Raw genomic sequence first — 19,579 nt, forward strand, 5'->3', positions numbered from 1 at the left:
CGGCCACTCAACGAATTGACGGAGAAATTTCGATGACGGTGTATTTCATCGGCGCGGGCCCCGGCGACCCGGAGCTGATCACGGTGAAGGGCCAGCGCCTCGTGCGCACGTGCCCGGTGATCCTGTACGCGGGCTCGCTCGTGCCGGCTGCCGTGCTCGACGGTCATCGCGCGGAGCAGGTCGTCAACACGGCCGAGCTCGACCTCGACGCGATCGTCGCGCTGCTCGCCGCCGCGCACGCGAACGGGCAGGACGTCGCGCGCGTGCATTCGGGCGACCCGTCGCTGTACGGCGCGATCGGCGAGCAGATCCGCCGCCTGAAAGCGCTCGGGATTCCGTACGAAATCGTGCCGGGCGTGACGGCCACGGCCGCGTGCGCGGCGACGCTCGGCGTCGAGCTGACGCTGCCCGGCGTCGCGCAGACGGTGATCCTCACGCGCTTCGCGGGCAAGACGACACTGCCGGAAGGCGAGGCGCTCGGCGGGCTGGCCGCGCACCGCGCGACGCTCGCGATCCATCTCGGCGTGCGCCATCTCGCGCGCATCGTCGACGAAGTGCTGCCGCATTACGGCGCCGATTGCCCGGTGGCGGTGATCTATCGCGCGAGCTGGCCCGACGAGGCGCGCGTGACGGGCACGCTGGCCGACATCGTCGGCAAGGTGCAGGGCACGCAGATCGAGCGCACCGCGCTGATCCTGATCGGGCGCGTGCTCGACGCCGAAGGGTTCGCGGATTCGACGCTGTACGCGAGCGCAGGCTGAACACGCCAGCGCCGTGGAGCCGAGTATCTGGACGGGCCGCGAGGATATTGCCGGTGCGCGAGCGAGCATGACCGGGACGACACCGGGCATGCAGACGCCCGCGCCGCTGGTCCGCGGTGTCGCTCAGGCTCGCGCCATCTGCCGCACCCGCTTCGGCGCGAACCCGGCCGCGAGCACGAACAGCACGACACAGAGGCACGCCATCGCGATCCATGCGGGCGTCAGGTCGGCGAGATGCTGGCGCACGACGCCGGCCGCGAACGGGAACAAGCCGGCGATCAAGTAACCGATACCCTGCACGAACCCCGTCAGCGACGCGGCATCGGCCGGCGTTGCCGCATGGTCGACCGTGACGATCAGCGACAGCGGAAACAGCGCGCCGATTCCCGCGCCGACGAGCAGCGCGGCCGGCAATGCGAGCGCTTCCGGTGCGGCCAGCATCACCAGCAACCCGACGAACAGCGACGCGATCGCCGCATGCAGCGCGGGCCGGCGATCGGGCAGACGGTCGATCGTCGCGGAAATCGTCAGCCCCGCGACGACTTCCGCGAGCGTCACGCCGCCGAGCAGGCTGCCGGCCGCGGTCGGCGACCAGCCGAGCCGCATGTAGTACGGCGGCAGCCACGCGAGCACCAGCGTGTATGCGCCGGTCGCGATGCCGAAGAACAGCGCGAGCCGCCATGCGCGCGGCGAACGCGACGGCCGCGCATTCGATACCGACGCCGGCCCGGCGGCAAGCGCGTCGCCATCGCGGCTGGCCAGCGGCCAGGCCAGCGCGGCGAGCGCCGCCGGCAACGCCCAGCCTGCAAGCGCGGCGAGCCAGCCCCAGCGCGCCGCGGCAAATGGTGCGATGACGCTCGCGAGCACCGCACCGCCCATGATCGACGTCGAGTAGACACCCATCGCCCCGCCGATACGGGTTGCGAAATGCGCCTTCACGAAGCCGGGCAACAGCGCCTGCACCATCGCGATCCCGACGCCCGCGCAGCACGCACTCGCGAGCAGCAGCCACGCATGCTGCGCACCGACGCGCGACGCGCAAGCCAGCCCGATCAACGCGACACCGAGCCACACGCCGCCCGCGATCCCGGTGAGGCGCTGCAGGCGCCGCGCGCTCAGTGCGCCGAGCCCCATCAGCAGGATCGGGATCGTCGTCAGCAGGCTGGCCGCGCCGTCGCCGATCCCCGTCGCGCGCTGGATCATGTCGAGCAACGGGCCGACCGCGGCGAGCGCCGGCCGCAGGTTCAGCCCGACGAGCACGATCGCGGCGAGCCGCCATCCGGGGGAAGTGAAGCGATTCATTGCAAGGCCCTCTCTATCGGTACGCGGCTGCCAGCGAGGCGCCGCGCGTTTTTCAGGTAAAGTATCTCGACATCAAGATAAACGGTGATTTATCTCGACGTCAAGATAACTGGCAAGCCGAGGAGGGTTAATGGATCGAGCCGAGCATGCGCTCGCGCAATGGCGCGCCGAGCGTCCGGATCTCGACGCAACGTCGATGGTGGTGATGGGGCGGTTGCAGGAAGCCGCGCTCGTGATCGCGCGCGACCGTCTCAATCCGCTGTTCGCGCGCTACGGCATGCAGCCGGGCGAATTCGACGTGCTCGCGACGCTGCGGCGCAGCGGTGCGCCGTTCGCGCTGACGCCGACCGCGCTGTACGACGCGCTGATGATGTCGTCGGGCGGGATGACCGCGCGCATCGATCGGCTGCAGAAGGCGGGGTGGGTCGAGCGCCGGCCGAACCCCGCCGACGGGCGCGGCACGCTCGTCGCGCTGACGGATGCCGGGCGGGCGCTGATCGATGAAGCGGTCGTTGCGCACATCGACAACCAGCGTGCGCTGCTGGCGGCGCTGTCGGAGGCGGAACAGGTGCAGTTGTCGGAACTGCTGGGGAAGTTGCTGGCGGGGCTGAAAGGCGCAGCGGCGGACGTGTGACGCCGGCGCACCACGCGGGCAAAAAAAGCCCGCCGCGTAATGCGGCGGGCCCGAGCCGACGGCAGGCCGCACACGGCGGCCCGCTTGCTCAGCCGCGCGCCGGAATATTGAGCCCGCGCTCCACTGCCGGCCGCGCAACGAACGCGTCGAGCACCCGCTTGACGTGCCGGAATTCACTGAACCCGACCAGATCGCCCGCTTCGTAGAAGCCGACCAGATTGCGCACCCACGGGAAGATCGCGATGTCGGCGATCGTGTAGGTATCGCCCATCACCCACTGGCGGTTCGCGAGATGCGCGTCGAGCACGCCGAGCAGGCGCTTCGACTCGTCGACGTAGCGCTGGCGCGGGCGCTTGTCCTCATAATCGCGGCCGGCGAACTTGTGGAAGAAGCCGACCTGGCCGAACATCGGCCCGATGCCGCCCATCTGGAACATCACCCACTGGATCGTCTCGTAGCGGCCCGCGAGATCCTCCGGGATCAGCTGACCCGTCTTGTCCGCGAGATAGATCAGGATCGCGCCCGATTCGAACAGCGGCAGCGGCTGGCCGTCGGGGCCGTTCGGATCGATGATCGCGGGAATCTTGTTGTTCGGGTTCAGCGACAGGAATTCGGGCGAAAACTGGTCGTTCGTGTCGAAGCGCACGAGATGCGGCTCGTACGGGAGGCCGGTTTCCTCGAGCATGATCGACACCTTGACGCCGTTCGGCGTCGGCAGCGAATAGAGCTGGAGACGGTCGGGATGCTGGGCCGGCCATTTTTTCGTGATCGGGAAGGCGGACAGGTCGGGCATGAAGGTTCGCTCGTCGAAGTGGATGATCCGCGCAGCGTTGCGCTGCCGCGCCCGAACACGTTCCACGGCGCGGCGGCGGGCCGGAGCGCGCCGAAAAACGCCCACTGTAGCCGATCCGCGGAATCGATGCAGGGCTCGACCACGCGCGCCCGGTGCCGCCTCGCCCGGCGCCGTCAGAAGTTGTGCCGCAGCCCGACCATCGCGGCCGTGGTGCCGACGCCCGGTGCGACCGGCTGCCCGTACACGAGCATCTGGTCCATCGTGCCGCGATTGTTCACGTGGCCGACCTGCGCATAGACCATCGTCCGTTTCGACAAGCTGTAGTCGGCCGCGAGCACGACCGCCGTCGAGCGGTTTTCGGAACGGTTGCGATCCTTCAGGTAGTACACGGCGGACGTGACCTGCAACGCGGACGTGAAGCGGTAGCCGACGCCGGCCGACAGCATGTCGAGGTTCACCTTGTCCGCATGCGACGGATTCCGGCCGTTGCCGTACGACGCCGACACCGAGAAATCGCGGATCGTGTATTTCGCGCCGGCGTAGACGAAGCGATTGTTGTCGACGCCGGTCGGCGCGGCGCCCGGCGCCGGATTCGTGTCGTGACCGTTGTAGTAGACGGCCGACAGGTTCAGCCCGTCGTTCGCATACCTGAGCACGACCGATTCGCGCGTGCCGCCCTGAAACTGCCCGGCGACGCCGCCCGGCGCGTATTCGAGCGCGATCGACGCACCCGCGAACGTCGGCGACTGGTAGACGAGCGCATTGCTGTCGTACAGCGCGCCGATCGCGCCGTTGGTGCTCGTGCCCGGCCAGCCGGCGGCCGTGTTCAGGCCGAGCCACGCGGTCAGCACGCTGCCGAAGAACTGCGCATTGCGCACGTCGGTGTCGGCCATCGCGTAGATCATCGGCACGATCTGGCGGCCGGCCGTGAACGTGCCGAACGGGCCCGACACGCCGAGCGACGCGACCTGGTTGAAGATCGCGACGGCGCCCGGCGTGTCGCTCAGCTGCAGCTTGCCGGTACTGCTGTCGAACGAACCCTGCAGCTTGAAGTTGATCTTGTAGCCGCCGCCGATGTCCTCGCTGCCCCGGATGCCCCAGAAGCTCGAATAGATGCCGCCGTCCTTCATGCGGAACACCTTGCCGGTGTTCGGCGCGCTCGGGCTGAACGACGCGGCCGACGTACTCTGGTACAGCAGGCCCGTGTCGATCACGCCGTACAGCGTGACGGAGGATTGCGCGTGCGCGAGCGCCGAACAGCCGGCAAGCGCCGCGAGCGCGGCCAGTTTCGTCTTCATCGAAGTCTCCAGAATCGTCATGGACCGGACGGGATCGAGCCCGGCCGGGTGAAGCGGGGAAGCATCGGGGCAGGCGGGAACGCGCGACATGCGCGCCGCCGCGAGCCGTGCGGAAAGACTACGCAACGACGGGCGGCCGCTCCCCCCCATGCGCGGGGGGCAGGGTTGCGGAGAATCGAAAGGGGATGGACAGGCGACTGCGCAGCCGCGGGCGACGGGTTCAGGCCGGCATCAGGGCGCGCTTTCGAGCAGCCCGAGCACCAGCGCGCGGCGCACCGCATGCTTGCGCGAGCTGGCGTCGAGCTTGCCGAACAGGTTCTTCAGGTGCCATTTCACGGTTTCCTCGCCGACGGCGAGCGCGACCGCGATCTCCTTGTTCGACAGGTTGCGCGCGAGCAGCTCGAGGATCGCGCGCTCCTTCGGCGTCAGCACGACGCTCGGCACCGCGCGCGGGCTCGCCGCGCCGCGCGGGGCCGGCGGCACGATGCGCGGCTGCGGCAGCGCGTGCCGCGCGGGGCCGTCGCCGGCGGCCGCCTCGTCGCCGGCGCGGCGCGCCCAGTCGGCGACGGCCGGATGCGCGTCGGCGAGCGTGCGCGTGAGCCCGAACATGTCCGCGAGGTTCATCGCCTCGTCGAGCAGCGCACGGCCGCCGCGCCCCGACTGTTCGAGCGCGAACGCGCTGAGCGCCATGATCTCGATGCGCTCGCGGCCCATGCTCATTTCGCGGGCCAGCACGGCGGCTTCGTCGAGCACCGCACAGGCGTCGTCCCAGCGGCGCGCGGCGAGCGCCGCGTACGCATGCGCGCTCGCCTGCAGCAGCACGACGGGGCGCCGCCACAGCGGCCCGTGCGCCGGAAATTCAACCGCGGTGATCGTGTCGATCCGCTCGACCAGCGCATGGCAGGTTGCCTCGCGGTAACGCGCCGCGTGAATGCGCACCTGCTCGGCAAGGCTCGCGACCGACAGGCGCGGCAGCCGGCGGGCAACGCCCATCGCGTCGAGCGCCTCCAGCAAATCGATCGCGCGATGCTCGACGCCGCGCAGCAACGCGATGCGCGCGGCCGTGCGATAGCCGAGCAGCACGGTGTCGGGCGTGCCCGCGTGTTCGAGCACGTCGAGCCGGTTCGCGAGCAACGCGGCGGCCTGGTCGACGCGATCGGCCTCGTACGCGAGCGCTGCGCACATCGCCGCGAGCATGCAGGTCAGCGGATGGCGCCGCCCGAGATCGGCTTCCGCGCGCGCCAGCGCCGGCGACAGCACGTCGTCCGCGAGCCGGATCTGGCCTTCGCGCAGGTAGCTCAGGCCGGTGATCAGCTCGCCCCAGCGCGCGACGTAGCCGAACCCGGCCGCCGTCTCGCCGCGTGGCGCCGCCTGCTGGAACCGGCGCGCCTGCGCCGGTTCGCCGACGATGATCGCGCGCGCCGACAGCCGGTTCGCGTGCATTTGCGCGAGCCACGTCGCCGCCGGCGGCGTGAAGTCGGCCCACGGCTCGAACAGCGCGACGAAGCGGTCGATTTCGTCGGCGTAATACGCGGCCGCACTGAGGATCAGCGCGCATTCGTAGCGCATCGCGGCCGGCGTGCCGTCGTCGGCCAGGATGCCCGCGATCTGACGTTGCGCCTCGACATGGCGCTCGCCGAGCGCCAGCGCCCACGCGACCGCGATCCGCAGCGTCGGGCGCTTGTCGAGCTCCGTATCGGGCAGCAGCGCGAGCCAGTCGAGCACGTCGTTGATGCGGCCCTGCTTGATCGCATCCTCGAGGCAGCGCTGCGCGAGCGCGTACGCGGTCTCGAACTGGCCGGCCGCGTACGCGTGGCGCGCGGCTTCCTCGGTCATCCCGTGCGTGTCGAGCCAGGCGGCCGCGCGGGCGTGCAGCGTGCTGCGCTCGGCGTCGGGACGCGCAGCCAACCGATCGCGCAGCGTGTCGCGCACGAGCGGGTGCAGCCGGCACCAGTCCGAATCGTCCGACGCGGTGAACAGCGGCGTGTCGCGGGCGAGCCGCGCGAGGCGCTCGGGCGCGTGCACGTCGTCGAGCAACGCGGCGCACAACGACGGATGCAGCCGATCGGCGACGCTCGTGCGCGTCAGGAACGCGGTGTCGTCGGCCGACAGGTTCGCGAGCAACAGCTCGACGAGCCGGTCGCGCGTGCCGTCCACCCGTTGGGCGAGCGCGTCGACCGCCTGGCGCGGATCGGCCGAGCGCGCCATCGCGGCCATCGCGAGCTGCAGCCCGAGCGGCCAGCCGTCGACGCGCTCGAACAGCCGCGCGCACGCGTCGGCATCCACCCGTTGCGCGAAGCGCGCGCCGACCAGCGCGATCGTCTCGTCGAGCGTGAAACGCAGCCAGTCGGCGCCCGCCAGCGTGCATTGGCCGCCCGCGAGCAGGTCGCCGGCCGCGTGATCGAGCCCGCGTCGCGCGGCGACGACGACATGCAGGTTCTGCGGCGCGTTGTGCAGCACGTAGGTGAGCGCGTCGAGGCCGGCGGGCGGCAGCCGCTCCGCGTCGTCGACGATCAGCAACGCCTCCATCGACAGTTGCGCGACCTCGGCCAGCCACGCGGTCAGGCCGTCGAGCGCACGCGCCGCGCCGGCCGGGATCAGCCGCCCGAAACCGGGCCGCGCGCAGCCGGTCCGCACCGCCTGCACGAGCCCCTGCAGCAGCCGCGGCGCGTCGTCGCGCTCGTCGGCCGACAGCCACACGACCGCGCGGCCGAGCGCGACGGTTTCGCGGCGCCATTGCGCGAGCAGCGAGGTCTTGCCGTAACCGGCCGGCGCCTGCACCAGCGTGACCGGGCGGCCGTCGAACGCCGGCGCGGCGAGGCTCAGCCGTGCGCGCGCGAGCAACTGCGCCGGCACGCGCGGCGCGGTCGTCTTCAGGACCAGTTCGGTGGGGGGCGCGTCGGCGCGATCGGGTGGGTGGGCCATCGGGGCAGCAGTGGAGTCCGGCGGAGCCGTGCGGGCCAGCGTCCGGGGTGGGCGTGCGGCAAGGATCGGTCGAACCGCGTTCGTGCGTCAATCCCCCCCGCGACGAGTGGGGCCGCCCCGGCGCGGCGTCGATAGCATGGGTTCCGATGCATGACGAACGCCACGAGGAGGGCACCCATGAAGATCGTATCGACCGGCGCGACGCGTAGCACGCCGAACGCCGGCTGAGCGGAGCGACACGATGTACCGCCATCTGCTCGTGACGGTCGACGACGCGCCCGGCGGCATCGACGCGATCGGCGACGCGCTCGAACTGGCGCGCGCGGTCGGCGCGCGGGTCACGTTCGTGCTGCCCGCCGCCGCGCCGGACTCGCGTTTATCCGGAGCGCGGCTGCCCGGACACGGTGCGAAAGTGGAAGCCGCCGCGCGAGCGCAGGGCCTGTCCCATGGGATCGCGGGGGCCGGCCATCCGGGGGCCGGCGACGCGTCGCCGGGCGTGCTGGCCGGCAAACTCGGCTGCGACCTGATCGGCGTCGCGGCGCTGCCGCCCGACGCCGATGCGGTGGCCCGCGCGCAGCGACGGCAGTTGCTCGCGACGAGCGGCGTGCCGGTGCTCGTCTGCCCGTCGCGGCGGGCGCCCGCCGCGGCGCGCGTGATCGCGCGCTGCCTCGATGCGCATCGCATGGTCGGGGGGCTGCTGCACGCGCTGGCGGCGCTTGGCGACGCGACGAACGAGCCGCATCGGCAAGCGGCCGACGCACGGCGCGCGCTGGCTGCGCTCGCCGCGCTGCAGAACGCCCGGTTCGGCACGGCCACCGAAGCGCGGATCTTCGCGGCATTGCGCGTTCGTGCGGAGTGCGTCGCGGCCGAACTGGACGAACTCGACCGTCAGCGCCAGCGCGACACGCACGCCCTCGGCGCGCTCGCGCGGCTCGCCGAAGACGGGCTGCCGTCGGCCGCGTTCGACGCCGCGCTGGCCCGCTATGCGCACGGCGCGTTCGAGCAGATGGGGCGAATCGAAGGCGTGATTTTCCCGGCCGCGCGGCGCTACCTCGGCGACGCCGACTGGACCGGACTGGACGAACCCCCGGCGGACAACGCACCCGCGACGCCGCCGGACACGAACGAACCCGCCGATGCGCGACGCGCATCGGACTGACGATTGACGGAGAACAAGATGGCACATGCAGTGCGATTCCACGAAACCGGCGGCCCCGACGTGCTGCGCTGGGAGGCGGTCGACGTCGGCGATCCGGGCGCCGGCCAGGTACGCCTGCGGCACGAGGCGGTCGGCCTGAACTTCGCCGACACGTATTTCCGCAGCGGCCTGTATCCGGTGCCGCTGCCGGCCGGCATCGGCGTCGAGGCGGCCGGCGTGGTCGAGGCCGTCGGCCCCGGCGTGACGAACGTCGCCGTCGGCGACCGTGTGACCTACACGGGCTTCCTGAACACGCTGGGTGCGTACAGCACCGAACGGTTGATCCCCGCCGCGCCGCTCGTCCGGCTGCCGGCCGGCATCGCGTGCGAAACGGCTGCCGCGATGACGATGCGCGGCCTCACGTCGGCCTACCTGCTGCGCCGCATCCATGCGTTCGCGCCGGGCGACACGATCCTGCTGCATGCGGCCGCCGGCGGCGTCGGGCTGATCGTGTCGCAGTGGGCGAAGCTGCTCGGGCTCAACGTGATCGGCACCGTCTCCAGCGAACACAAGGCCGCGATCGCCCGCGCGCACGGCTGCGACCACACGATCGACTACAGCCGCGAGGACGTCGCGAAGCGCGTGCGCGAACTGACGGACGGCGCCGGTGTCGACGTCGTGTTCGATAGCGTCGGCAAGGACACCTTCGAAGGCTCGCTCGATTCGCTGAAGCGGCGCGGGCTGATGGTGTGCGTCGGCACCGCGTCGGGCCCGATCCCGCCGTTCGATCCGCAGCGTCTCGCGATGAAGGGCTCGCTGTACCTGACGCGCCCGGCGCTGGCCGACTACATCGCCGATCCGGCCGAGAAGAACGACCTGGCCGGCGAACTGTTCGCGCACGTCGCGGCCGGCCGCATCAGCATCGAGATCAACCAGCGCTATGCGCTGCAGGACGCCGCGCACGCGCACCGCGATCTCGAATCGCGCAAGACGACCGGTTCGTCGGTGTTCATCGTCTGAGGAGGCGCGCATGCGAGTCGAACCCCTGACCTGCGCGATCGGTGCGGAACTGCTGGACGTGAGCCTCGCCGACGCCGTGCACGACGACGACCTGTTCGCCGAGATCCGCGCGCAGTTGCTGCGGCATCGCGTGCTGTTCCTGCGCGACCAGGACATCACGCGCGCCGAGCACGTCGCGTTCGCGCGGCGCTTCGGCGAGCTCGAGGATCATCCGGTCGCCGGCAGCGATCCCGAGCACCCCGGGCTCGTGCGGATCTACAAGTCGCCCGACCAGCCGAACGACCGCTACGAGAATGCGTGGCACAGCGATGCGAGCTGGCGCGTGGCGCCGCCGTTCGGCTGCGTGCTGCGCTGTATCGAGGGTCCGCCGGTTGGCGGCGACACGATGTGGGCGAACATGGTGCTCGCGTACGAGCGCCTGCCGGACCACGTGAAGCAGCAGATCGCCGACTTGCGCGCGCGTCACAGCATCGAGGCGAGCTTCGGCGCGGCGATGCCGGTCGACAAGCGCCTCGCGCTGAAGGCGCAGTATCCGGACGCCGAGCATCCGGTCGTGCGCACGCATCCGGAAACCGGCGAGAAGGTGCTGTACGTGAATGCGTTCGCCACGCATTTCACGAACTTCCACACGCCGGCGCGCGTGCGCTACGGGCAGGACGCGAACCCCGGCGCCGGCCAGTTGCTGCAGTACCTGATCAGCCAGGCTTATATCCCCGAATACCAGGTGCGCTGGCGCTGGAAGAAGAACAGCGTCGCGATCTGGGACAACCGCAGCACGCAGCATTACGCGGTGATGGACTACCCGCCATGCGTGCGCCGGATGGAGCGCGCGGGCATCGTCGGCGACGTGCCGTTCTGAGCGCCACCGCGCGCCGACCGATTCGCCACCCGAGACACGACGCGCCGGGCTCGCCGCCCGGCGTGGCGGGGTACGCACGCCGGTACGGCCTCGTACGCCCGAACCACAACGATTCCCACTGGAGGACGACATGCAATTTCTCGACGATTCGCTGCACCCGGAAAACCAGGACAAGGTGGTCATCACGGTCGCGCCGTACGGCCCCGAATGGATGCCCGCCGATTTTCCGGAAGACATTCCGGTGACGATGGACGAGCACGTGCAGAAGGCCGTCGACTGCTACAACGCAGGCGCGACCGTGCTGCACCTGCACGTGCGCGAACTCGACGGCAAGGGCAGCAAGCGGCTGTCGAAATTCAACGAACTGCTCGACCGGCTGCGCGAAGCGGTGCCGGACATGATCCTGCAGGTCGGCGGCTCGATCTCGTTCGCGCCGGAAGGCGACGGCGCCGAAGCGAAATGGCTGTCCGACGACACGCGCCACATGCTCGCCGAGCTGACGCCGAAGCCCGACCAGGTGACGGTCGCGATCAACACCGTGCAGATGAACATCACCGAGTTGATGAGCCGCAAGGACATCGCCGGCACGTCGCTGAACGAGGCCGCGCTGTGGGACGCCTATCGCGAGATGACGGTGCCCGCCGGCCCCGGCTGGGTCGACGAACACCTGCGCCGCCTGCAGGCGGCCGGCATCCAGCCGCATTTCCAGCTGACCGGCATGCATGCGCTCGAAACGCTCGAACGGATCATCCGGCGCGGCGTCTATCGCGGCCCGCTGAACGTCACGTGGGTCGGCATCGGCGGCGGCTTCGACGGCCCGAATCCGTACAACTTCATGGAATTCGTGCGGCGCTGCCCGGACGGCGCCTGCATCACGCTCGAATCGCTGATGAAGAACGTGCTGCCGATCAACACGGTCGCGATGGCGCTCGGCCTGCATCCGCGCTGCGGGATCGAGGACACGATCATCGACCAGAAGGGCAAGCGGATGACGTCGGTGCAGCAGGTCGAGCAGTGCGTGCGGATCGCCCGCGAACTCGGCCGCGAGATCGCGACCGGCAAGGAGGCGAAGGCGATCTACCGGATCGGCGTGCAGTACGACGGCGTCGACCAAACGCTCGCGCAGCTCGGGATGGCGCCGAACCGCCGGCCGGGCCAGGTGAGCGTGCCGCTGCGCGCGGCCTGACGCGCAGCGCCCCGGGCGGCCGCGAGCGCCGCCCGCCGATCGAGGTGGCGCGGCACCCATCCTCGCGCGACGCGCGAGGGCTAGCTCCGGGACACGGAGCGGGGCCGCGCAAGCCGCGCCGGCGCATTGCCGCCCCGGTGCCGGAGGAGACACGCATGTTGATTCATCACATCGAGCCGTCGCTGCAGGACCGGACGGCCACCGAGCGGCGCGCGCCTGCGTATGCGTGGCTCGTGTTCGGGCTGACCGTCGGGCTGCTGCTGTCGGACTACATGTCGCGGCAGGTGCTCAACGCGGTGTTTCCGCTGCTCAAGCACGCATGGGCGCTGTCGGACACGCAACTCGGTTCGCTGTCCGGCGTCGTCGCGCTGCTGGTCGGGCTGCTGACGTTTCCGCTGTCGGTGCTCGCCGACCGTTTCGGGCGCGTGCGCAGCATCGTGCTGATGGCCGCGTTGTGGAGCGTCGCGACGCTCGGCTGCGCGCTGTCGACCAATTACGCGGAAATGCTGGTCGCGCGCGGCCTCGTCGGGCTCGGCGAAGCCGCGTACGGCAGCGTCGGCGTCGCGCTGATCCTCAGCATCTTTCCAGCCCGGCTGCGCGCGACGCTCACCGGCGCGTTCATGGCCGGCGGCGCATTCGGTTCCGTGTTCGGGATGGCGCTCGGCGGGCTGGTCGGCGCGCATCTCGGCTGGCGCTGGTCGTTCGGCGTGATGGCCGCGCTCGGCATCGTGCTGCTCGTCGCGTACCGCTGCGTCGTGACCGAGCGGCGGCTCGCCGCGTACCGCGTCGAACCGTGCCGGCGCGAGGCCGACGCACCGCGCGATCTGAGCGGCAGCGTGCGGGCGCTGATGTCGGGACTGTTCGCGTCGCGCTCGGTGATCTGCGCGTATCTCGGCAGCGGGCTGCACCTGTTCGTGCCGGGCGCGCTGTTCGCGTGGCTGCCGAGCTACCTGAACCGCTATTACGCGATGGCGCCCGACCGCGCGGCCGTGCTTGCGGCCGGCTTCGTGCTGCTCGCGGGCGTCGGGATGGTCGGCTGCGGCATCGTCACCGACCGCGTCGGCCGGGCCGACGGCTCGCGCAAATGGCTGACCGCGATCGCGTATTGCGTGCTCACCGGCGTGTGTCTCGCGGTCGCGTTCCGGTTGCCGCCCGGGCCGCTGCAGCTCGCGCTGATCTGCGCGGGCATGCTGGTCGGCGCGGGCGCGTCCGGCGCATCGGGCGCGATGGTCGCGAACCTCACGCCGGCCGCGATCCACGCGTCGGCGTTCGCGACGCTCACGCTCGCGAACAACCTGCTCGGCATGGCGCCGGGTCCGCTGCTGACGGGATGGGCGGCCGATCGCGCCGGGCTCGTCGGCGCACTGCAATGGATTCCGGCCGTGCCGCTCGCGGCGGCCGTGCTGTTCGCGATCGGACGCGCGAGCTATGCGGCCGATCTCGCGCGCGTCGAACGCGAACGGCGCGCGACACGACTGTCCTGAACCTTCTTCCTGAACGCTTCCTGGAGGCTGCATGACCCTGGCGACCGCTCCCACCATCCTGATCGTGCCCGGCTTGCGCGATCACGTCGAAGACCATTGGCAGACGCATCTCGAACGACGTCTGCCGAACGCACGCTCCGTCGCGCCGCTCGACGCCGACAAGCTGAGCCGCGCCGCGCGTGTCGCGGCACTCGATGCGGCGCTGGCCGCGATCGACGGGCCGGTGATGCTGGTCGCACACAGCGCTGGCGTGATGATCGTCGTGCACTGGGCCCGGCAGGCCACTCGCGCGATTCGCGGGGCGCTGCTCGCGGCGCCGGCCGATCTCGATACGCCGATGCCCGCAGGCTATCCGACGCCCGGCGCGCTCGCCGCGCACGGCTGGACCCCGGTGCCGACCGGGCCGCTGCCGTTTCCGAGCATCGTCGCCGCGAGCCGCAACGATCCGCTCGCGCGCTTCGAACGCGTCGAGACGCTGGCGGCCGGGTGGGGCAGCCGGCTCGTCGATCTCGGCGAGGTCGGGCACCTGAACCCGGCATCCGGCTACGGCGAGTGGCACGATGCGGAGCGGTGGATCGGGGAAGTGGCGACGCTTGGCGCGGCCTGACGGAAGATCCATCCGCCGTGCGCCGGCCCGACCGGGGCGGCGCGCGCCTGCCGGGGGCCGCCCTGGGCGCCATGCGACCCGACGCGATATCGTTTCGCCATGCGCTGAGATACGACGTCTTAACACGCCGCACCACGCGACCCCACGATCCCCGGCAAGCCGGTCGCCACACAATTCCTTAACAAACGGAAGGTTTTTGTCAGGGAAAGTCCCGCCCCGCAATCCGTGGTTTTTTGTTGACCGACATCGTATAACGCCGTCATGATTTCCTGACAAGAAAGGTCCCATCCACCGACCGAAGTGAGGAGACATGAACACCACCCCGATCGCTCGCCGTGTCCGCCGGATCGCACTCGCCCTGGGCTTCACGCTGTCGGCCGCAGCGGCCGTGGCGGCCCCCGTATCGCTGAACATCGTCGACGTGGCCGGCAACCTGCAGCTCACGCAGAAGGCCATCGAGGCGTTCAAGGAGAAGAACCCGACCCTCGTGTCGAACGTCACGTTCACGAATGCGCCCGCGCCGCAGTTGCCCGGCAAGATCAAGGCGATGCAGGCGGCGGGGCGCTCCGACATCGACCTCGTGCTGACGGGCACCGACGCGCTGGCCGCCGGCATCGAGCAGAACCTGTGGCAAAAGCTCCTGCCCGACAACGCGGGGGCGCTCCCCGGCGTGCTCGACAAGTACGCGCCGGGCCCGCGCAAGATGCAGGATCTCGCGCAGGGCTACGGCCTCGAAGTCACCTACATGCCGGCCGGCCCGCTGCTCGAATACAACCCGGCGAAGGTCAGCGACCCGCCGAAGACGCCCGACCAGTTGCTCGCGTGGTGCAAGGCGCACCCGAACAAGCTGATCTATGCGCGCCCGGCGAATTCGGGCCCCGGCCGCACGTTCCTGATGGGGCTGCCGTACGTGCTCGGCGACAAGAATCCGCAGGATCCGATCAACGGCTGGGACAAGACCTGGGCGTTCCTGAAACAGTTGAACGACTGCGTGCCGTATTACCCGGGCGGCACGTCGGCGGTGATGAAGGAGCTCGGCGAAGGCACGCGCGACATGACCGTGACCGTCACCGGCTGGGACCTCAACCCGCGCGCGCTCGGCATCGTGCCGGCCGAATTCAAGATCCAGGCGTTCGACAACATGACGTGGGTGAACGACGCGCACTACATGGTGATCCCGAAGGGGGTGCCGAAGGAAAAACTGGACGTGCTGTTCAAGCTGATGAACTTCCTGCTCGAACCGGCGCAGCAGGCGATGACCTACGACGACGGCTACTTCTATCCGGGCCCGGCGGTGAAGGGCGTGACGCTCGAAATGGCGCCCGCCCACAGCCAGGAAGTGATCAGGAAATTCGGCCGCCCCGAATACGCGAAGCTGCTCGCCGACCGTCCGCACGTGCAGCCGCTCAACGCGCAGGCGATGGTCGCCGCGTTCCAGAAATGGGATCGCGAGATCGGGTCGCAAAAATCGAAATGACGCCTGAACCGGCGGGCGCCGCGGCGCCCGCGTCGATGGAGTTCGCGCAATGAAGCACAGTTTCGAACGATTGCGGCTCGACGGTGTATGCCGCAGTTTCACCAATACGGAAGGCGCGCAGGTCGCCGCGCTGAACGGGCTCGACCTCGAGATCCGGCGCGGCGAGTTCATCGCGCTGCTCGGCCCGTCGGGCTGCGGCAAATCGACCGCGCTGAACTGCATCGCCGGGCTGCAGCCGCTCACGCGCGGCGGCATCTGGCTCGACGACGTGCGCATCGACGTGCTGCCGCCCGAGCGGCGTGGTTTCGGGATGGTGTTCCAGAACTACGCGTTGTTTCCGCACATGTCGGTGCTCGACAACGTCGGCTTCGGCCTCAAGATGCGCGGCGTGCCGAAACAGGAAACGCGGCGGCGCGCGCAGCAGGCGCTCGAACTCGTGCAACTCGTCGGCCACGAGGGCAAGCTGCCCGGGCAATTGTCGGGCGGGCAGCAGCAGCGTGTCGCGATCGCGCGTGCGATCGTGATCGAGCCGCCGCTCGTGCTGATGGACGAGCCGCTGTCGAACCTCGACACGAAACTGCGCATCGAGATGCGCGCGGAGATCCGCCGCATCCACACGCAGCTCGAACGCGCGACGATCTACGTGACGCACGACCAGGACGAGGCGCTGTCGATGGCCGACCGCATCGTCGTGATGAAGGAGGGCGTCGTGCAGCAGGTCGCGTCGCCGAAGGACGTCTACACGCGCCCGCACAACCTGCATGTCGCGCGCTTCATGGGCTATCGCAACGTGCTGCCGTTTACGCTCGCAGGAATGGCTGGCGATTACGTGAACGTCACGTCGGGCGGCGTGCGCCTCACCGGTGTGCCGATGGCCGGCTTCGACGCGAAGGAGGTCGTGGTCGCGCTGCGTCCGGACGACATCGAGCGCGCGGAAGCCGGTGCCGACAACGCGTTCGACGCGACCGTCGAGACGGTCGAATACGGCGGCCGCGACTCGCTGATCCGCGCGATCACGCCGTTCGGTGCGGTCTGGGCCCGTATGGCCGGCGAGTTCACGGAAGGTGAACCGCTGCGGCTGCGCGTCGCGCCGGCGCGCACGCTGGTTTATGCGGGAGACGTCCGATGACCGGATTGCGCCAACCGGCATGCGCGGCGACGTCGCGCCCGGAGGCCGCATGAGCACGCTCGCGACCGGCGGCGCGCCGCGCGACGCGAAAGCCTGGCTCGTCACGCCGGCGCTCGCGTTCATCGCCGCGCTGTTCATCTATCCGTTCGCGTACGGCCTCGTGCTGTCGTTCCAGCCGACGAACGCGACGAACGGCGGCGGCGCGCTCGCGAACTACGTGCAGTTCTTCACCGACACCGCGATGTGGCCGACCGTGCTCGTCACGCTGAAGCTCGCGGTGCCGGCGACGCTGCTCAACGTCGGCATCGCGGTGCCCGTCGCGTTCGCGCTGCGCCGCAATTCGCCGTACCAGAAATTCGTCACGACGCTGCTCGTGATTCCCGTCACGCTCGGCACGGTGCTCGTCGCGGACGGGATGCTCACGTATTTCGGGCCGAACGGCTGGTTCCCGCAGGCGCTGCAGGGGCTGCACCTGTACACCGACGAAGTGCGCCTCACGCACAACTACTGGGGCGTGCTGCTGTCGCTGATCGTGTCGGGTTTTCCGTTCGCGTTCCTGCTGATGCTGTCGTACATCAGCGGCATCGACCCGACGCTCGCGCGCGCGGCCGCGACGCTCGGCGCGAACCCGTGGCAGCAGTTCCGGCAGATCTACCTGCCGCTGCTCGTGCCGGGGCTCACGATGGCCGCGTGCCTGTCGTTCGTGCAGGCGTTCTCGGTGTTTCCGTCGGCCGTGCTGCTCGGCGCGCCGGCCGGGCCGACCCGCGTGATCTCGATCGCGGCCGCCGAAGCCGCGTTCGAAAGCTACGACTATTCGCTCGCGTCGGCGATCGCGATCGTGATGGGTTTCGTGCAGTTGCTGGTGGTCGCGTCGATGCTCGGCGCGCGCCGCTTCTTCTATACGGGCGCGGTGACGGGAGGCAAGGGCTGATGGCGACCGACAATCATGCCGCTCGCACGTGGCCGCCGAAACACGATGCGCCGGACGCGCGGCCCGTCGACACCGGAAAACCGCAGCGGATGAGCAACCACCTTGCCGGCCGCGCATGGAAGGCGCTCGTCTGGGGGCTGATGGCGTTCTTCCTGCTGAACGTGATGCTGCTGATCGCGACCGTCGCGGTGAACTCGGTCGCGACGCGCTGGTTCGGCACGCCGTTGCCGCAGGGCTTCACGCTGCGCTGGTATGCGAAGGCGTGGGAAGACTTCCAGCTCGCGAGCGTGCTGTGGGTGACCGTCGAGGTCGTCGGCGCGGTTGTGCTGCTGTCGATCGCGCTCGGCGTGCCGGCCGCGTATGCGCTCGCGCGCGTGCAGTTCCGCGGCAAGCGCTTCGCGCTGCTGGTGTTCCTGCTGCCGCTGATGGTGCCGCCCGTCACGTACGGGATTCCGATGGCGACCGTGATGTACAAGATCGGACTCGCGGGCACGCTGCCGGGCGTGATCCTCGCGAACCTGGTGCCGGCGCTGCCGTTCGTGATCCTCGTGATGACGCCGTTCATCGAGCAGATCGATCCGAACCTCGAAGCCGCCGCGCGCATCTTCGGCGCGAACACGTGGCGCTATTTCCGCTACGTGCTGCTGCCGCTGCTGGTGCCCGGCATGCTCGCGGCCGGGCTGCTCGTGCTGGTGCGCACGATCGGGATGTTCGAGCTGACGTTCTTCACCGCGGGCCCGAGCACGCAGACGCTCGTCGTCGCGCTGTATTACGCGGTGTTCTCGACCGGCGTGCGCGCGCCGCAGTCGATCGACGCGATGGCGATGATCTACATGGCCATCACGCTCGTATGGGTCGTGATCGCGCTGCAGTTCGTCAGTCCGACGCAACTCGTGAGCCGCGTGAAGCAGGAGCGGCAGTAGGCGAGGACGTCGCACGATCGCGCCGGGCCGCCGGACAGCGTGCAATTGGTTACAAATGGATACCGCGCACGACCCGGGGACGTTGCAGACTACGCGGCGTTCACCCGATCGACGGATATCCATGAAGTTTCATACGCTGCTGACACTCGCCGGCGCCTCGACGCTGCTGGCCGCCTGCAACCTGCTTCACGACGGCCCCGGATCGAGCGACGTCGACGCCGCCGTGCGCCGCGCGCTCGAAGCGGAAAACCACGGCGGCCTGAACGCGCTGTTCGGCCAGCCGCTGCCCGTATCGGCCGACGTCGTGTCGGCGAAACCCGACGGCGACTGCAAGAAGCTCGGCGATCGCACGTATTCGTGCGACGTCGTGGTCACGTGGCGCAACGCCGATTACTCGCCGTCGCGCGCGAACCTGACCTTCGTGAAGGCGGCCGACGGTTCGTGGCAGACGTCGGGCGTCGACGCGGCGCTCGTGACGGGTACCGCGAAGTCGCTGATCGACCATATCGGCAAGGCGTGGCCCGGCAACGCGGCGAGCGGTGCGTCGGCGTCGGCGTCGGAGTGACGTGACGCAGCGGGCCGGTAACGCATCGGCGGCAAGCCGCTTTCTCGTCCTCGAGCAGCCCGCCTCGGCCTTGCCGGCCGCCCCGGCCGCATGTCCTGAAAAAAGGGCGCAATCTTCGGTTCCATCTCGTTTGAACGCATCCTCGGTATGCGGGCAGGGTTATAGGGAAAACCCTTATCTCAAGGTATAATTACGGGCTGAGAGAAAGGTCCACATCATGCCTGAACGTTTACAAACCCTTGAAAAATTTGTGTTTTCCCTCGTCGTGATGTCCGCCGTCGTGTGCTCGGCCTTCCTTGCGTACGAGCGTCACCCCGAGATCAAGATCGCGCTGCACGAAGGCGAAGCGCTGATGCGCGAGAGCGCGAAGTACTCGGTCATCTGCTCGCCGTCCAAGGTCGATCCTTGCGTCGAGATGTCCGCTTACTGAGCCTGCTTTCCGCTTTTCGGACCTGCGCGACATCACTGCCGGTCTGAATACCCTGAAGTCGTCTGGTCACGTATTCGGAAACCCGCAGCAAGACAGCGCGAATGCACGAACCCGTTA

Annotated in this window: 18 protein-coding genes; 14 read left to right on the forward strand and 4 right to left on the reverse strand. The window is 69.6% G+C overall.

Annotated elements, in window-relative coordinates; translation table 11 throughout:
• Window positions 1-32: 32 nt before the first annotated feature.
• Window positions 33-761, forward strand: coding sequence for a precorrin-4 C(11)-methyltransferase (gene cobM / locus KU887_RS08875; RefSeq protein ID WP_059723554.1), 729 nt, complete (start codon window positions 33-35; stop codon window positions 759-761).
• Window positions 762-884: 123 nt separating this feature from the next.
• Here the strand turns inward: cobM and KU887_RS08880 are convergent, their stop codons facing one another.
• Window positions 885-2,063 carry an MFS transporter gene (locus tag KU887_RS08880; protein WP_258250007.1) on the reverse strand — a complete coding sequence of 393 codons (1,179 nt, stop codon included), beginning with the start codon at window positions 2,061-2,063 and terminating at the stop codon, window positions 885-887.
• A 130-nt stretch (window positions 2,064-2,193) separates the two neighbouring features.
• On the opposite strand from KU887_RS08880, the gene KU887_RS08885 reads away from it, so the two are divergent.
• Window positions 2,194-2,697: a MarR family winged helix-turn-helix transcriptional regulator gene (locus tag KU887_RS08885; protein WP_109341326.1), complete on the forward strand. Its 504-nt coding sequence runs from the start codon at window positions 2,194-2,196 to the stop codon at window positions 2,695-2,697.
• Between the two features lie 88 nt (window positions 2,698-2,785).
• On the opposite strand, the gene KU887_RS08890 is transcribed toward KU887_RS08885, so the two are convergent.
• From KU887_RS08890 to KU887_RS08900, 3 genes are all read right to left on the reverse strand, one after another.
• Window positions 2,786-3,490 (reverse strand): glutathione binding-like protein, encoded by a 705-nt coding sequence (locus KU887_RS08890; protein ID WP_124633067.1) that lies wholly within the window; start codon window positions 3,488-3,490, stop codon window positions 2,786-2,788.
• 173 nt (window positions 3,491-3,663) lie between these two features.
• A complete protein-coding gene (locus tag KU887_RS08895; protein ID WP_258250008.1) occupies window positions 3,664-4,788 on the reverse strand; it encodes a porin in 1,125 nt (374 codons plus the stop codon).
• A 231-nt stretch (window positions 4,789-5,019) separates the two neighbouring features.
• Window positions 5,020-7,713 (reverse strand): LuxR C-terminal-related transcriptional regulator, encoded by a 2,694-nt coding sequence (locus KU887_RS08900; protein ID WP_258250009.1) that lies wholly within the window; start codon window positions 7,711-7,713, stop codon window positions 5,020-5,022.
• Window positions 7,714-7,954: 241 nt separating this feature from the next.
• Between KU887_RS08900 and KU887_RS08905 the strand changes: the two genes are divergently transcribed.
• The 12 genes from KU887_RS08905 to KU887_RS08960 all read left to right on the forward strand — a co-directional run bounded on the left by KU887_RS08905 (window position 7,955) and on the right by KU887_RS08960 (window position 19,462).
• On the forward strand, window positions 7,955-8,872 hold the full coding sequence (locus tag KU887_RS08905) for a universal stress protein (RefSeq protein WP_258250010.1): 918 nt from the start codon (window positions 7,955-7,957) through the stop codon (window positions 8,870-8,872).
• A gap of 18 nt (window positions 8,873-8,890) precedes the next feature.
• Window positions 8,891-9,871 carry a quinone oxidoreductase gene (locus tag KU887_RS08910; RefSeq protein ID WP_058902268.1) on the forward strand — a complete coding sequence of 327 codons (981 nt, stop codon included), beginning with the start codon at window positions 8,891-8,893 and terminating at the stop codon, window positions 9,869-9,871.
• Between the two features lie 10 nt (window positions 9,872-9,881).
• On the forward strand, window positions 9,882-10,730 hold the full coding sequence (locus KU887_RS08915) for a TauD/TfdA family dioxygenase (protein WP_058901468.1): 849 nt from the start codon (window positions 9,882-9,884) through the stop codon (window positions 10,728-10,730).
• 130 nt (window positions 10,731-10,860) lie between these two features.
• A complete protein-coding gene (locus tag KU887_RS08920; RefSeq protein WP_258250011.1) occupies window positions 10,861-11,916 on the forward strand; it encodes a 3-keto-5-aminohexanoate cleavage protein in 1,056 nt (351 codons plus the stop codon).
• A gap of 155 nt (window positions 11,917-12,071) precedes the next feature.
• The gene (locus tag KU887_RS08925; RefSeq protein ID WP_258250012.1) at window positions 12,072-13,400 is read left to right on the forward strand and encodes an MFS transporter; all 1,329 of its coding nucleotides are present in this window, start codon (window positions 12,072-12,074) and stop codon (window positions 13,398-13,400) included.
• A gap of 31 nt (window positions 13,401-13,431) precedes the next feature.
• Window positions 13,432-14,007, forward strand: coding sequence for an alpha/beta hydrolase (locus KU887_RS08930; protein WP_258250013.1), 576 nt, complete (start codon window positions 13,432-13,434; stop codon window positions 14,005-14,007).
• A 310-nt stretch (window positions 14,008-14,317) separates the two neighbouring features.
• Window positions 14,318-15,484: an ABC transporter substrate-binding protein gene (locus KU887_RS08935; protein ID WP_006483573.1), complete on the forward strand. Its 1,167-nt coding sequence runs from the start codon at window positions 14,318-14,320 to the stop codon at window positions 15,482-15,484.
• Between the two features lie 49 nt (window positions 15,485-15,533).
• On the forward strand, window positions 15,534-16,613 hold the full coding sequence (locus KU887_RS08940) for an ABC transporter ATP-binding protein (RefSeq protein WP_062884521.1): 1,080 nt from the start codon (window positions 15,534-15,536) through the stop codon (window positions 16,611-16,613).
• Window positions 16,614-16,662: 49 nt separating this feature from the next.
• Window positions 16,663-17,544, forward strand: coding sequence for an ABC transporter permease (locus KU887_RS08945; protein ID WP_006483578.1), 882 nt, complete (start codon window positions 16,663-16,665; stop codon window positions 17,542-17,544).
• Window positions 17,544-18,467, forward strand: coding sequence for an ABC transporter permease (locus KU887_RS08950; RefSeq protein WP_058901471.1), 924 nt, complete (start codon window positions 17,544-17,546; stop codon window positions 18,465-18,467). The genes KU887_RS08945 and KU887_RS08950 overlap by 1 nt, the downstream gene beginning before the upstream one ends.
• 121 nt (window positions 18,468-18,588) lie before the next feature.
• Window positions 18,589-19,032, forward strand: a complete 444-nt coding sequence (locus KU887_RS08955; protein WP_006483570.1) for a hypothetical protein — start codon at window positions 18,589-18,591, stop codon at window positions 19,030-19,032.
• Window positions 19,033-19,249: 217 nt separating this feature from the next.
• Window positions 19,250-19,462, forward strand: coding sequence for a hypothetical protein (locus KU887_RS08960; RefSeq protein WP_124633074.1), 213 nt, complete (start codon window positions 19,250-19,252; stop codon window positions 19,460-19,462).
• The last annotated feature ends 117 nt before the right edge of the window (window positions 19,463-19,579 follow it).

Origin of the sequence: Burkholderia sp. EMB26, from assembly GCF_024730645.1 — a bacterium.
GTDB lineage: Bacteria > Pseudomonadota > Gammaproteobacteria > Burkholderiales > Burkholderiaceae > Burkholderia > Burkholderia cenocepacia.